The 16,000-nt window shown below is 46.2% G+C and carries 12 protein-coding genes; 4 read left to right on the top strand and 8 right to left on the bottom strand.

Annotated elements, in window-relative coordinates:
• Positions 1-649, bottom strand: a 649-nt coding sequence (locus L696_RS28275) for a molybdopterin-dependent oxidoreductase (RefSeq protein ID WP_155985322.1), incomplete at its 3' end; no start/stop codon positions are given.
• A 67-nt stretch (positions 650-716) separates the two neighbouring features.
• Positions 717-2,912: a nitrite reductase large subunit NirB gene (gene nirB / locus L696_RS0105615; RefSeq protein WP_025682776.1), complete on the bottom strand. Its 2,196-nt coding sequence runs from the start codon at positions 2,910-2,912 to the stop codon at positions 717-719.
• Positions 2,913-3,319: 407 nt separating this feature from the next.
• On the opposite strand from nirB, the gene L696_RS0105620 reads away from it, so the two are divergent.
• The 3 genes from L696_RS0105620 (at position 3,320) to L696_RS0105630 (ending at position 7,730) form a co-directional block, all read left to right on the top strand.
• Positions 3,320-4,561, top strand: coding sequence for a nitrate/nitrite transporter (locus L696_RS0105620; protein ID WP_025682777.1), 1,242 nt, complete (start codon positions 3,320-3,322; stop codon positions 4,559-4,561).
• Positions 4,562-4,950: 389 nt separating this feature from the next.
• A complete protein-coding gene (locus L696_RS0105625; protein WP_025682778.1) occupies positions 4,951-6,669 on the top strand; it encodes an NAD-dependent malic enzyme in 1,719 nt (572 codons plus the stop codon).
• A gap of 104 nt (positions 6,670-6,773) precedes the next feature.
• Positions 6,774-7,730, top strand: coding sequence for an AEC family transporter (locus tag L696_RS0105630; protein WP_025682779.1), 957 nt, complete (start codon positions 6,774-6,776; stop codon positions 7,728-7,730).
• A 49-nt stretch (positions 7,731-7,779) separates the two neighbouring features.
• On the opposite strand, the gene L696_RS30245 is transcribed toward L696_RS0105630, so the two are convergent.
• Positions 7,780-8,013 (bottom strand): hypothetical protein, encoded by a 234-nt coding sequence (locus L696_RS30245; protein WP_209440939.1) that lies wholly within the window; start codon positions 8,011-8,013, stop codon positions 7,780-7,782.
• A 99-nt stretch (positions 8,014-8,112) separates the two neighbouring features.
• On the opposite strand from L696_RS30245, the gene L696_RS0105640 reads away from it, so the two are divergent.
• Entirely contained in the window at positions 8,113-9,876 is a 1,764-nt protein-coding gene (locus L696_RS0105640) for a methyl-accepting chemotaxis protein (RefSeq protein ID WP_025682780.1), read from the top strand.
• A gap of 96 nt (positions 9,877-9,972) precedes the next feature.
• Here L696_RS0105640 and L696_RS0105645 read toward each other — a convergent pair whose 3' ends face one another.
• The 5 genes from L696_RS0105645 to L696_RS0105665 all read right to left on the bottom strand — a co-directional run.
• Positions 9,973-11,025: a glycoside hydrolase family 53 protein gene (locus L696_RS0105645; RefSeq protein ID WP_025682781.1), complete on the bottom strand. Its 1,053-nt coding sequence runs from the start codon at positions 11,023-11,025 to the stop codon at positions 9,973-9,975.
• A 94-nt stretch (positions 11,026-11,119) separates the two neighbouring features.
• Positions 11,120-13,216, bottom strand: a complete 2,097-nt coding sequence (locus L696_RS0105650; protein WP_025682782.1) for a beta-galactosidase — start codon at positions 13,214-13,216, stop codon at positions 11,120-11,122.
• A 31-nt stretch (positions 13,217-13,247) separates the two neighbouring features.
• The gene (locus L696_RS0105655) at positions 13,248-14,126 is read right to left on the bottom strand and encodes a carbohydrate ABC transporter permease (RefSeq protein ID WP_025682783.1); all 879 of its coding nucleotides are present in this window, start codon (positions 14,124-14,126) and stop codon (positions 13,248-13,250) included.
• 27 nt (positions 14,127-14,153) lie between these two features.
• Positions 14,154-15,044, bottom strand: a complete 891-nt coding sequence (locus L696_RS0105660) for an ABC transporter permease (protein WP_025682784.1) — start codon at positions 15,042-15,044, stop codon at positions 14,154-14,156.
• Positions 15,045-15,292: 248 nt separating this feature from the next.
• The coding region (locus tag L696_RS0105665) for a type 2 periplasmic-binding domain-containing protein (RefSeq protein ID WP_483414259.1) at positions 15,293-16,000 on the bottom strand (708 nt) is incomplete at its 5' end.

A 16,000-nucleotide genomic window follows, 5' to 3' on the forward strand; every position in this document is an offset into this window, starting at 1 on the left:
TTACAATGACAAACGCGCCGTTTTCCTTCGCCTGGTGAAAATAAGGCATTAACGTCGGCTGGCATTCAGCGATATTCGTACCTGCGAGCACAATACAACGAGCTAACGGAATATCAGCCAGCCTGCAGGTCAGTCCGCGGTCAACGCCAAACACCTTGCTGCCTGCGGATGCCGCTGCCGACATGCAGAAGCGCCCGTTATAATCGATATAACGCGTACCTACAGCCACTCTGGCAAATTTACCGAGTAAATAAGCCGTTTCATTGGATAGCGAACCTCCGCCGTACATGCCGATTGCATCGGGACCCTGCGTGGACAGTAGCGAAGAGAAACTGCTAGCTACAGTATCCATCGCCTCTTCCCACGTGACCGGAACAAGTCTGCCCGCTTTGCGCATGAGGGGCTGTACCAGCCTTTCTGCATGAGTTGCATGCTGATGCGCATTCATTCCCTTGATGCACAGCCTCCCCTGCGAGGCTGCGTTAGGTTTCCCTTCCGCCTTATACACTGTCCGGATGATACCCGCGAGTGTCTCTGTACCCGTGCTGACGGTCATCTTACATTGCACGCTGCAAAACGGGCACTGTGTATCCATCACTGCCGGTACGTGTAGCCCAGCTTCCGGTTTGCCTTCTCCTGACTGACACATAAAGTCTCCCCTCTCCATTCTTCACAACTTTATTGTCTGCACACGCACGAATCGCTACAATTCCTGCTTAACCAGTTACCCTATCCGCATTGTAGTCGCGCAGGCTATCCGCCATGTCCGCCAGTCCACTTCGAAGAGCTGCGTCGAGTACGCTTTCCCGCAGCACCAAAACGTCAGTCCGTTCAATCCACTCCCACATTTTTTCCCCATATCGTGCGTTATGCCGATATATTTGCAAGCAAGCAGTAGCCATTAAGACCGCTTCTTCCAGGTCCTCCTCCACTCCAAGCAGCCGTCCCTGGCGAACCGGATGCTCCGCATGACCACCAGCATAAACCTCCCAGCCTGCTGGCGATCGGGATAGCCCCATATCGTGGACAAGCACACCTTCAGGATATTCCGGTCCCGGGCAAACTGCGACTGCAATCGGCGACGGCAACGCGCGGCTTCCCCAGACAGCCGACAACCGTTCTCTCATCCAGGCTACTTCTACAAAGGCCTCGCCGCGCATCAGGATTGGTTCAGAAAGTGTCTGCTTCTCGGCATTCAGGTCCATAAAACGCAGACCCGCAGAGGCTGGTTCTCCGCCGTGCTGTGCGGCGGACTGGAACACAACACCTGCGACTAATTGGTTTGACACAGATCTGTCCCGCAACCCGAGAGATTCCAAATAATAAAGTACAGCCGGACGGCATAATTCACACCCCTGCTGTCTGGTCCAGCCGAGACGGGACACGACTTCCGCCGGAGTCCGACAGACTGCGGCCGCCATAGCTGTCTTAAGCGAATCATGATCGTAATGCGTACATCCGCACACAGGAACAACTTCTTGGGCGGTTGGAGTAACTACAACTCCGGAAACTGTTGATCGGGACAAACCACTTTTGACCAGTGCAGCCACCAGCGGTCGACAGCCACCACAGGAACCGGATGCTTTTGTCCGGCTCTTCACCTCTTCCACGGTCTTTAGCTTATCTGTAGTGATCGCTCGCAAAATAGCCCCCTTGCTCACGCCGTTGCACGCACATACCGTCTCTTCTTCCGGTAGCGCGGCGGCCGCTTCCTCCGCTCTGCTCACACCTCTATCTTGTGAAGTAAGCTCTGCAGCCGGTGCGCCGCGCCGTACCATTCCAAGCAACGAGGTACTTTCCGCCGTATCTCCGAACAAAATAGCGCCGGTGACAGCGTCATTACGCATCATCACTTTTTTGTAAATCCCCCGCATACCGTCATATTCCATCACCGCTGTCTCGTTTCCCTCTTCGCGAATGTCTCCTGCGGAAAACACATGAATCCCCGCAACCTTAAGCTGCGCATACGGGACCGACCCTTCATAGGGAGCCGTTTCACGGCCACAAATGACTTTTGCCAACACTTTGCCCTGCTCATATATCGGCGCCACCAGTCCATATGAAATTCCGCGGTGCTCAGCACATTCGCCAACTGCGTAAATACCGGGAATACTTGTGCGCATATAATCATCCACGACAATGGCACGGTTGACTGTCAGACCGCTGTTCTGAGCTAATTCGATATTCGGTCGGATACCAACCGCCAGCACAACCAAATCCGTTTCCAGCCTGTTCCCGTCCGCAAACATCAATCCTTGCGCTCTGTTTCGGCCTATGATGTTGACCGTTTCCTTCGCCAAATGAAATCTCATGCCCTGTTGCTCCAGCTTCCGCTGCAGAAGCACAGCCGCCGTCCGGTCAAGCTGACGGTTCATAAGATAATGGGCATTATGAACAACCTCAGTTTCCATCCCTAGATTCAGCAGGCCTTGGGCGGCCTCAAGCCCCAACAGCCCCCCTCCGATAACCGTGGCCTTGCGGTATGTTTTGGCATATCTCGCCATGGTTTCACAATCATTCACATCACGAAAAGCGATTACTCCCTGTTTCCGGGCTCCGGGAATGAGAGGCATGAAAGGCAATGAGCCAGTTGCCAGAATGAGTATGTCATAAGGCTTTTTCATGCCGGATTCCGTTTCCACCATCCCGGCTGCAACATCAATGCGACAGACGCGTTCACCGGCGTACAGCTTTACCCCGTTCTCTTCATACCAGTCCCAGTTATGGGTAATAATATGTTTGAATGAACTTTCACCCTGTAGCATTTTGGACAGGAGCACTCGGTTGTACCCGGGATGTGGCTCTGCACCAAATATCGTGATTTGGAACCGCTCTGGCTCCAGATTGAGTATTTCCTCCACACATTTGATACCTGCCATACCGTTGCCGATGACGACCAGTCTTTTCATCATATTAAACCAGCCCCATTCTCCGAATAAAATAAGACAGAAAAAGCCCTTCTCCATTCATAGGAAAAGGGCACCATTGCCACAAATGTCGGCACACCGTTGTGCCGATATGTACCTAAGATTAATGAATTGTGAATGTCATGTCAATATTCAATACATATAATCTGCATTTTTGTCTTTTTTTATTTTTTATGTTATGTATATTGACATTTGTCGCATTGTTTTTTATAATCTGGATTAAAATCACTCGAACGTGATCGTATCAAGCTGACGCACAATGTGGTGTGTCAGTTACGGCAATGAAGCCGCAAATCGTCCCCAGACACCAGGCAGGGGAGATTCGCGGCTTTTTCACGTTCAAATTACATTTTGCGGACAAAGAACAAAAATAGGAACAGGAGAGATGGAGAATGAACAAAAAAAGTTTCTGGCAAAGCGGGCACAAGCCCACCCTATTTGGCTCCTTTCTGTATTTTGATATCAGTTTTATGATATGGGGAATGATCGGACCACTGGCCGTTGTAATTGCTAATGACTATCCAATGGACCCTGTACAAAAAGCCAACCTTGTCGCTCTGCCGGTACTCGGCGGTTCCCTGCTACGACTCGTACTCGGCTTCATGTCGGATTATATCGGTCCAAAGCTCACCGGGCAGATCGGCATGCTTGTCACGATAATCCCTCTCCTGCTAGGCTGGCTGTGGGTTGATTCGCTGGAGCATTTGTACGTTGTCGCTCTGCTCCTGGGTGTGGCCGGAGCATCATTTGCAGCTGCGCTGCCGTTAGCTGGTCAATGGTACCCCAAAGAGCATCAAGGCTTAGCTATGGGAATTGCCGGTGCCGGTAACAGCGGAACTGTCCTTGCGACTTTGTTTGCCAACCGCATCGCCCAACATTTTGGCAGTTGGGAGGCCGTTTTCGGATTGGCCATCATCCCAATCTTAATCGTCTTCGTTCTGTTCAGTATTTTTGCCCGCAACAGCCCTCACCGCCCAGCACCAAAAAGTCTGTCGCAATATGCTTCGGTGCTCAAACAGGGGGATGCCTGGGTGTTCTGTGCCTTTTACTGCGTGACGTTCGGCGGATTCGTTGGCCTTTCTAATTATTTGACCATTTTCTTCAATACCCAATATGGCCTCTCCGCGGTACAGGCCGCCGATTTTGCGACCGTTTGTGTGATCGCTGGAAGCTTCTTTCGTCCTGTAGGCGGCTTTTTGTCCGACCGGATTGGTGGTTCACGCATGTTAATGTACTTGTATGCCGGAGCCGGGATTATGCTCGCCGGCATTGCGTTTTTACCGCCACTTCCCGTGGTAGTCGTGCTGCTGTTCGTAGGCATGATGTGCCTTGGCGCTGGCAACGGCTCCGTATTCCAGCTCGTGCCGCAGCGGTTCGGGAACGAAATCGGACTCATGACCGGCATCGTCGGCGCTGCTGGTGGCATAGGCGGATACTTACTTCCCCTTATCCTGGGTCATCTGTACAAATCAACGGGTTCGTATATGCCAGGCTTCATCTGTCTGAGCCTGATCACGTTCTGTGCCTTTACCCTCGTCATCATAATGCAATTGAAATGGCGTAACAGCTGGATGCGACGCTCTGCAACAGTTACCGATGAAGCCGTCAATCGCATCGGAGAATTAAATGTCTGATGTTCATATTAAAGATAAAGCTGCGAAGCATTAAATTTTGACCCTCAACCATCCCTATAGCCAAAAAATAGCTTAACTTCGTTTATATAAGATGAAGTTTAAGCTATTTTTTATGCATACTTAGTCGGGCCTTAAAGACCTATGATAAATGCCACATTTAATCAAGATTTACTGAAAATATTATGAAATATAAATGAAAATTAAATAAAATTTTCATTTGAAAAACATTGAAAAACGCTTACATTTTCATAATTTTTCTTATGTAAACACTTATATAACCATTTTTCACACAACATACTTGTTCACTTGGTTTAAAATAAGGCGTATACTTGTTCACGAATTGTTCAAGGATTAACTAAATGTAATTTTTTAGAAAGAGGGAATTGAAAATGCGTGCTTTTCATTTTACGGAAGACGGATCTATCGAAACCAAATTAACCGGAAAGGATCTACTTGCCAACCCACTGCTGAATAAAGGAGTGGCCTTTACTCTGGAAGAACGGCAGCAGCTTGGACTTGAAGGTCTCCTTCCTCCTACGATATTAACTATTGAGGAGCAGGTTCAACGGGTTTACGAGCAATTTCAGAGCCAACCGGATAATTTGCGTAAAAATGTTGCGTTAAATGATCTTTTTAATCGGAACACGGTCCTTTATTATCGTTTGCTCTCTGAGCACCTGAGCGAAATGCTTCCGATTGTTTATACACCCACAGTCGGTCAGGCTATACAGGAATACAGTCATGAATATCACAAGCCCGGCGGTATGTATTTATCTATTGATAATCTTGCGGGCATTGAAGAGGCTTTTAAGAATTTGAACCTAGACCCTGAAGATATCGACCTGATCGTAGCCACAGATTCCGAGAGTATTTTGGGAATCGGAGACTGGGGAGTCGGAGGTATTAATATCTCTATCGGTAAGCTTGCTGTGTATACGGCTGCTGCTGGTATCGATCCTAGCCGGGTGCTGGCAGTTGTGCTTGATGCAGGTACAAACAACGAGAAACTGCTGGAAGATCCTTTATACATAGGGAATCGTCATAAACGTGTACGTGGAGAACAATATGATCAATTTATTGACACTTATGTTCAAGCTGCACTTTCTTTTTTCCCGAATGCGCTGCTACACTGGGAAGATCTGGGTAATGTCAATGCTCGGAACATTATCAATAAATACGGAAGCAGTATCTTGACATTTAATGATGATATTCAAGGTACTGGAGCGATTACGCTTGCAGGTGTGATGTCCGGTGTTCAATTGTCCGGAATCCCACTGAGCAAGCATCGGATTTTAGTCTTTGGTCCAGGAGCTGCCGGGATCGGCAATGCAGACCAAATTAGTGCAGCCATGATGCTGGAAGGACTATCAGAAGCCGAAGCAAGACGTAACTTCTGGGCTTATGATTACCGTGGCCTGCTTACCAATGAAACGGAAGGACTTTTTCCATTCCAGGTCCCTTATGTACGTGATGCTGCAGAATGCCGTGACTGGGAACATGCTGAAGATGGCAAAATCCCTCTGCTTGAAGTCATTCGCCGTGTGAAACCGACTATTATGATCGGAACTTCCGGTGTTACTGGGGCATTTAGTGAGGAAATTGTTAAAGAGATGGCCAAGCATACAGAACGTCCTATTATTATGCCTATGTCCAATCCGACTCCACTGGCCGAAGCAACTCCGCAAGACTTAATCCATTGGACCGAAGGAAAAGCGCTCATTGCAACAGGAAGTCCTTTTGAGCCGGTAATCTATAACAATATTAAGTTTGAAATTGGGCAATCCAATAATGCTTTCGTGTTCCCGGGTCTTGGTCTTGGCGCAATCGTGGTAAAATCCAAAATTATAACAGATAGCATGTTTGCAGCTGCTGCCCATGCAGTAGCTCAAATGGTTGATTTGTCACAGCCTGGTGCTTCACTGCTGCCGAAAATCAGCGAGCTGCGTGAAGTGTCTGTAGCTGTAGCTGTAGCTGTTGCAGAGGCTGCGGTTCAGGATGGCGTAGCACGTCACCAGCCCGATGATATCCGCCAAGCGGTTCGTGATGCAATGTGGGACTGCAAGTATAGACCGATCAAACAGAATGGCAAAGAAACTGTCCTGATTTAAGATTAGCGAACAACGTCAGGTTGTATTTGCATACAAGCAAAGTAATTATTGATTACCCGATGTCCACCAGCCATTTGGTGGACATCTTCATTGGAGGCGACATTATGGCTACGGGTCATATTTTTATCATATTAATTCCTATTTTCTTTGTCATTTTAATTGGTTATTTTGCAGGGTTATTCAAAGCATTTAATCCTGCTTCTTCCAAAGGACTTAATACACTGGTAACCAAATTTGCGTTACCTGCACACTTATTTATTGGTATTACGACGACACCAAGGGAAACATTGATTCAAAAATGGCCTTTTCTGGTCGCCCTGCTTCTTGGGGTTATCGGCTTTTATATCGTCTTGCTCGTAGGATATCGCTTAATCGCCAAAAAAGCTCTGACCGAATCCTCCATGTTCGCTTTGAATTCAACTCAGCCTTCTTTTGCGTTTATGGGAATCCCGGTTCTGGGCAGCTTGTTCGGGAGCGCGGCTGTCGCCATCCCGATTGCGATCACCGGCATCGTCGTTAATGCGATTCTTGATCCACTTGCAAGTATTTTAGGAACGGTCGGTCAGCGCAAAACAACAGAAGCGGATGCTAAAGGCAACTTGTTTAAAGCCACCCTGAAATCAGTCCTTCACGGACTAAGCGAGCCACTTGCCTGCGTACCGCTGATCGGTGTCGTACTTACCCTATGCGGATTTCAAGCTCCGAAACTACTACAATCCATGTTTGATCAACTTGGCAATATCACTTCAGGTACAGCCCTGTTTGCCATCGGGGTAACCATCGGTATCAAAAAGATTACGTTCAGTCCAAAAGCACTTAGCATTGCTGTACTGAAAGCCATCGTCATGCCTATCGTCATGCTAGGTATCGCTGTACTCATAGGACTGTCCCATGAAGATGTAACCAAAGCTGTACTGCTTGTTGCATTTCCCGGTTCGGCGGTTGCCGCTATGATTGCTACCCGTTATGAAACGCTGGAAACGGAAGCCGCATCTGCTTTTGTCATTAGCTCCGTATTGTCGCTTATTTCACTCCCCCTGCTCATTTCACTTCTTATATAAGTGAAAGGAATTTTAGAATCCTCGATGTGATGCAGACATATGCATGATCTTAGGGTGCTCGTTTGTTCTCTAATATCTTATTTTTTAAATTATTATCCAAATAATAAAATAATATAGTCATGCCGACAAGCGGTGGTTTCATAACGTTATTTCGTTGTAAGCCACCGCTTGTTATTCTGTAGCCTCCCATTTTCTTTTCTCCTCCAAATCCTATTTTTCCCATATGAAAGTAACAAGAATCTTTGTCGGTTTTTGTCACTAATATGCAACCGATATTCTCCAAATTCAATAAATACCTAACAATTAGAAAGCAAATTGACGAAATACATAAGGGATAGGTTGTATATTAAAAATATATTTTAACTTAAAGGAGAAGAAACACGTGAAAAACTTGAAGTGGAGCACTATGTCCTTTTTTGGTAAAAATCTATTGATTTCATTCATTAACATCGTATTGATCGGTGCGATTCTCATCACATCCAGCTACATACTTCAAAAGAATATTCTCACCACACAGCTGCAAGACCAGGTTAAGGTGTTAACCAAAAAATGGGCACAAGATGTCGATAAAACACAAGTACAACAAGCCTTGACCGAAAAAGATTATAATGGCTCTGTTCAGCAAGATCTACGCAAATTTCTCGACTCCATTCACACGTTTTATCCTAACGTTGCCCAAGCTTACATATTTGGTACAGAGTTGAAAAAAGGAGACCAAACCTCCATTATTGGCGTTCCCACAAATCTAGTTCAACCATTCCAAGATTCCAAAATGAACATAGGGGATATGTATCCTCTTCCTACTGCAAACGTAAATGCCGTAAATGAAATGCTAAAAACGAAAGAATCGGCGTTGAGCAGCTTTTACACCGACGATTATGGCACATGGACTACCATTGTTTATCCAATTACAGATGTAAGCGGTAAAATTACGAGCGCCATCTACTTTGACGTAGACGCAAGCTCGGTACCTGCCGGACTTCATAAACTGCTTTTATACGGTGTATCCCTGCTCATTCTGTTCCTTGCTGTTTTCTTAACCATTCAATATTTGCTGGTAAAACGTACCCTTTCCCCGATTCGCAGCCTGATGAAGGGCATCGAGGAAGTGAGCGAGGGTAATCTGAATGTAAAAATCAAGACAGGTCTAGACGACCTTGGCATTATTAATCAAAAATTTAATACCATGATCAAACGCCTTAACGATACAATGGTGAAAGTACAGGATACGACGCAAGAAGTTACGGGATCAGCTCAGGAATTGCTAAGTATTAGCGAGAAAAACAGTGCGAATACGAACATCATTAACAACAATATTCAGGAAATAACCCAGGGACTTGAAGCTCAGGATCACGCAGCACTTGAAAGCTCCAGGGCTATGAATGAAATGTCTACGGTTATCCAAACCATTGCCGAAAGTTCCTCCTCCGTAGCAGATCAAGCTTATTCCATGGAAAAACGTTCGGTTGAAGGCAATCAGGTAGCCCAAAAGCTATCCACTCAAATGGATTCTATCTCCACTACAATAGAAAGTACAGTTGATTCCGTTAATGCGCTACAAAACCGATCTAACGAGATCAGTAATATCGTAAGCATCATTACAGGCATTGCTAGCCAAACGAACCTGCTTGCACTGAACGCTTCTATTGAAGCCGCCAGAGTCGGTGAAGAAGGCAAGGGTTTTGCAGTAGTAGCGGGAGAAGTGCGTAATTTGGCTGAGCAATCTCAAGAGTCCGCCAAACAAATTGCAGAGCTCATTGAAGAAATTCAAAAGGAAATTGAACAAACCGTAAAAGGCATGAGTCTAGGTACAAAAGAAGTTCACATCGGGCTGGAAGTTACGAAGCAGACAGGCAAAATGTTCTCTGAAATTTTAAATGCGGCTAATAAAGTATCGTCACAAATTCAGGAGGTATCCAGCGCAACGGAGCAGATCTCGGCCAGCACGCAGGAAATGTCAGCTACCTCTGACGAGTTATCTTCGACAGTTAGCAAAACAGTCGACAGCAGCAAACAAATTGAACAAACCATTGGGGAACAGGCTGAGTCTATGGCTTCTATTGTCCAGGCTTCTGACAAGCTTACATTGATGTCCGGGGAGCTGGAAGAGCTCATTTCGTTCTTCAAGGTGAACCGGGAAGCCTAATTTTATAACTTCCAAGTAAACCTAGATAACAATAAAGAACCTCTAGTCTGCATAGAATGCAAACTAGAGGTTCTTTGATATACTTTTACGTACTTCTTAATTTATAAATCCTTCCAAAGCTGAGGTTGGCTTACCGTCAGCCTGCCAAGCACCTTTGTTATAGCCCTGATTGTAACCTGGAGTTGCAGCCGGCTCCCAATAAAATACCCCTGTGCCTTTGCCTCCCCCGATGTTCCGAACCTTCGTTTTGATATCGGCAATAAATGCCTTGGAAGTTGCAGGTTCATTATAATCCATTCCGATTTCACTGATGACAATACCTTTGCCGTATTTTGCAATCAAGTTATTGGCATTGGTAATCGTCTGATCCACCTTGCCCTTCCAGTCAGAAGGAGACGGATACAGAGACAGCCCGATGAGGTCAAACTGAGCTCCATTATCAATCAGCCCGCCGATATTCCAGTTCAACACGGAACCGTTATCCCCGTTAGCTAAATGTACAATCGTCTTGGTACTGCTGCTTACCGATTTTACAGCGTTATTCCCCGTATTGACGAGCCACGCATAGTTTTTCATATTCTCCGAGGCTTTGCCGTCATCCCAGAGCATTCCGTTGTTCGTCTCATTGCCGATCTGCACCCAGTCCGGTGTTACCCCCTTGCTTTTCATCGTGTTCATAACATAAACCGTATGAGACCAGACTGCATCCATAAGTTGTGTAAATGTGAAATTACGCCACGCATAAGGTTTGTTCTGCTGTCCGGGATCTGCCCAGGAATCGCTATAATGCAGCGTCAGCATGACACTCATGCCCAATTTTTTAGCTCGTTGCGCCAGTTCGGCCGCCTTTTCAGCATTCATGTATCCGCTTGCATAATCCTTCATGTCAGGGTTTACCCATACGCGGATGCGCACCGAATTGATCTGATAGTCGTCTCGCAAAATTTGCAACACATCCCGGCGAACCCCTTTTTTATCCTTCCATGTCATCCCCTGTGCTTCCATTCCTGCCACCCAGCTAATGTCTGCTCCTTTGGCAAAAGCAGGAGCGGCCGAAGCCGCACCACCTCCCACAGAGCCAAATGGATACAAAAAGCTGGATAACAAGATCAACATCGCAAATACCATAGTTCGGTTACTTGTTTTCATAAGTCATCCCCAATCTGAATTGTATACTCCTCATTGCCTCTGACAAATCTGCCAGCTCCCTCACTCGGGAAAACGACAGCGATCACACTTTATATCATTTTCTATTTATAATCCGCTCTGTCTTTAGAACCTTAACAGCATAAGCACCCAATTTAACCTTGCTGTCTTCTATCACATGATTTTCGAGCATATCTGCATAAGTTCGTCCATCCAGCGTAATTTCTTGCGGCTCATGCGTGAAATTCAGTATAAAAATATAATCATGAACTCCATCGGTACGAATCGCCGTATTCACTCCATGCGGCAACTGCACATCGAGTGCTTTACTAATTCCTGCGCCATCAATCAGGCTTTTGTAAAAATGGCTGTGGAATGGTGCGGTGTTGCGTGAAGCGATGTAATAAGCCTTTCCCTGTCCCAAGCGGTTCACCGTCAAGGCCGGTCGTCCTGCATAAAAGTCTGAACCGTACACAGCGAGTACCTCTGCACCCTCCGTATGAATGAGATCACACAATTCTACAGCTTCATACTCACCTTGCAGATCCAGCTCATTGCCTTCAACTGGCATAATATGATTACGGTCGTGATCATGCAACCCGTCAATCTCTTCAGACCAGATCCCAAGCGTCTCACGAAGCGGCCCCGGAAAGCCTCCAAGGAAGCACAAATCATGTTCATCCACGATACCAGACCAATAGGTTGCTACGAAAATGCCACCGTTTTCAACAAACTGCTGGATTCGTTCGCCCACACCGCTGCGGACCATATACAGCATCGGAGCCACTACGAGTTTATATTTGGAGAAATCAGCATCCATATGAATGACATCTACAGGTACGCCCTGCTCCCATAGTGCCAAATAATGCGCCTGGGCCGTCTCCTCATATTTTACGCCTTTGTTTCGCGGCCCCTGTGAATCGTTGACTCCCCAGCGGTTCTCCCAGTCGAAAATGACTGCCGCCTCTGCTGGTACAGATGTGCCGATAACTTCCTCCAGCTTCTCCAGCGCATTGCCCACATCTGTCACATCCCCGAACACCCGAGTATGCTCATGCCCCACATGATCGACGACTGCACCATGCAATTTTTCACTCGAACCGCGGCTTTTCCGCCACTGGAAATACTGGACTGTATCTGACCCATGTGCCACAGCCTGTAAAGACGATAGAAGATGCATTCCCGGCCGCTTCAGCTTGCTAATCTCCTGCCAATTCGTCAAGCTTGGCGTACTCTCCATCAGCATCCAAGGCTTGCCCCCCTTGATTGAGCGGATAATATCGTGCATCATAGCCACTTTCGCAGCCTGACGGCTATCATCTCCCCCACGGTCATGCCACGTCGGATAGCTATCCCAGGATATAACATCGAGCAGATCAGCAAACTTCCAGTAATTCAATCCTTCAAAAAACTCCATTAAATTGGTTGTGACCGGAATTGCTGGATTTGCAGCCTTGAGCGGCACAATCTCATGTTTGATAAAATCTGCGGTCTGATCGGTCACAAACCGCCTCCAGTCCAAATTCATGGCATGAACCTGTGTTTCACCGTGAGGTGCCGGAGACTCGATTTGGCTCCAATCCGTAACCGTATGACTCCAAAAGGTCGTCCACCATGCGTGATTAAGCTTATCCAGCGTGCCGTATTTATTTTTCACCCAGGTACGAAATGCCTCCTGACAATAATCACAGTGGCAATCCCCACCAAATTCATTGGAAATATGCCAACCAATGACAGCCGGATGATTCGCATAGCGCTCGGCCAGCTTTGTATTCATGATGCCTACTTTTTCCCGGTATACAGGCGACGTAAAGCAGTGGTTATGGCGGACTCCGTGCAGGTTGCGGACACGGTTAGCCTCCACACGTAGCACCTCTGGATATTTTTGTGACATCCAGGCCGGTCTAGCTCCACTAGGAGTAGCTAAAAACGCATATATTCCGTTCTCGGCAAACGAATCCAGGATACGGTCCAGCCATTCGAACGTAAATACACCTTCCTCAGGCTCCAATGCCACCCATGAAAAAATACCTACAGACATCACATTACATTTGGCCAGCTTCATCAGCCGAATATCCTCGTTCAACACCTCAGGATAATGCTGCCATTGCTCCGGATTATAATCCGCTCCATGCAGCATATGCGGAACGCGACTGCTAATAGGAGGATACTTGGTTATATTTTGATAAGTCAATTAAAATCATCTCCTTCGTCATCAATATGGTTTACTCCTTGACAGAGCCGAGCGTCATACCTTTAACAAAATACTTTTGTAAAAATGGATACACAATGAGGATTGGCGCTGCACCAATGAAAATTTGCGCTGCATTAACCGTCGTTTGAGAAAGTAATTCCATCTCTTTGGGACTCATGCTCATGGAACTCATGTCCTTCTGAATAATTACGGTTTGCAGGAATGTCGCCAGTGGATAATCCTTTGCATTGCTCAAATAGAGCAGACCGTCAAACCATGAGTTCCAATGAAATACCATACTAAACAGCGCAATCGTCGCAATAGATGGCATGGATATCGGTAAAAAAATACTAAACAATGTCCGAAAATGTCCTGCTCCGTCGATCAGAGCCGCCTCTTCCATCTCTTTGGGAATTCCTCTAAAAAAGTTCAACATGAGAATGACAAGAAACGTATTGACCGCTCCCGGCAAAACAAGAACCCAAAAGCTGTCCATTAGATGAATCTTTTGAATAACCATATAGAATGGAACCAGACCACCGTTAAAAATCATACTGAATACGAACAGCCATGAATAAACGTTTCGGCTACGGAACACAGACGTTTCTTTTGAAAGTGGATAAGCAGCTAAAAAGGTAATAAGAAGCGTCAACCCAGTTCCCAGTATAGTCCGACAGACAGAAACCCAAATGGAGTGCAGAAAAATGGGGTTATTCATCGTCTTCTTATAGGCTTCTAATGAAAATTGAACCGGCCACAGTCCAACCAGATTGGCATCTGCTGCTGATTTAGCACTAAATGATACCGCCAGCACATGAATCAGTGGAACGATGCACATGATGGACAAAATCACGAGCAAACAAATATTAAACACATTGAAGATGCGGTATGGCGTTGTTTTATGATACATGACTCTCCCTCTTTCAGCCTCATGGAATCAAAATATGCGGTAACCTGCCCATTTGTAAGCAAGTCGATAAGATATCAGAATCAGAATCATACTGATAACGGATTTGAACAATCCAATGGCGGTGGCAAAGCCCATTTCTCCATTAATTAACGCCGTCCGGTAGACGAAGGTGTCAATAATATCACCTTTTTGGTATACTAGCGGGTTGTAAAGGTTGAAAATCTGGTCAAAGCCGGCGTTCAAAACATTACCAAGCGCAAGCGTACCGACAACCACTACCATCGGAATCAGCGAAGGTATAGTGATGTGTAGCGTCTGTCTCCAGCGGCTCGCCCCATCCATCTCGGATGCCTCGTACAACGAAGGGTTAATGCCCGCCAGTGCGGCGAGAAAAACGATGGTGTTGTAGCCAAACTCCTTCCATATATCCGATACAATGACAGTAAAACGAAACCAGTTATTATCCCCCAGAAAAAAGATGGGCTGGATTCCAAAGCTCCCGAGAATACGGTTCATAAAGCCATCTGTAGCCAACAGATCAATCAGAATTCCGCCCAAGATTACCCACGAGAGAAAGTGTGGCAGATAAACCAGTGTCTGAATGGAACGCTGAAGTCCAACCTTGCGGATTTCATTCAGCAGTATGGCAAAAACAAACGGAATCAGCAGATTGAAAAACATCTTTAACACCGCAATAATAAGCGTATTCCAGACGACCTGAAGACTGTCCTCTCGTTGAAATAAATAGCGGAAATTATCCAGTCCAACCCACTCGGAACCGGTTATGCCGAGCCAAGGCTTGTAATTTTGAAAGGCCATCACAATGCCGCCCATCGGAATGTAGCTGAATACAATTAAGAAAATGATGGCTGGCAGCAGCATGATATGAAACGGCCACGTACGTTGCAGACTTCTCATTGCAGTTCCTCCTGTAACTCTCATGTTATACTTCAATTATAAAAGTCTTTTCGCTGTCCCGACAGTTCAAAAAACCAACATACATGGCACAAAAGCAATCATTTTTTAAGCTCGCCATACGAATGAAACTTTATCTTGCACACATAATAATAGCGCATTCATTTCCAATTAATTCTGGTGAAGCTGTAGTAAAAAGGCTGTCCACCTTGGGACAGCCCGCCTAATCCATTTCACAACATCAATCGTTTTTACTTTTCAGCGCTCTTATACCATTCGTTCACTTCTTTTGTAATTTGTTCGCCTCCGGCATTCTTCCACGTCTGCACGAAGGTATCAAAAGCCGAAATTGGCTGTTTGCCATAAATAATTTCATTGAAGGTCTGGTTTTCAATCTTATCCAGATAGTCCTTTTTGGCCTTCATAGTTGGCGTAGTAGGGCCCGTGAACTGATCCTTCATGGAGATGTCCTTCTGTTCCATCAACACCTTGGCAGCCGCAGGAGTACCTTTTCCGTAGTTAATCAATACATCCTTCTCCAGACGGGTTTCCGCTTTTTTGCCGTTAGCCAAGCTTAACAAAGCCTTCATTTGGGCATCAGGTACACGTGCACCATCACGAACCAGCAAATAACGAATAGAGTTTACATAACCCCCTGGTATTTTGTCGTTTGGCAACAGCTTTCCGTTCGCATCCAAATCATAGTCGTAGCCCTTAAACAGCCCATTCGACAAATCCCCATCTGGATGAGAATTTGCATAGTGATCAAACAAGTAATTTTGATAGGTGAAAAAAGCTTCAGGATGCTGCATTTGCTTATTGATCAGTACGACACCATTGGTGTATTGAGTCCCATGGCGCATGGTTTTGTTATCAGGCCCCACTGGAATCTTGATCGGCTTCCATACGGCGCTCGGCGCATTTTTGACTGTATCATAAAGAGGCCAGCCGCTCATCCA

It is taken from the genome of Paenibacillus maysiensis (assembly GCF_000520815.1).
Classification (GTDB): domain Bacteria; phylum Bacillota; class Bacilli; order Paenibacillales; family Paenibacillaceae; genus Paenibacillus; species Paenibacillus maysiensis.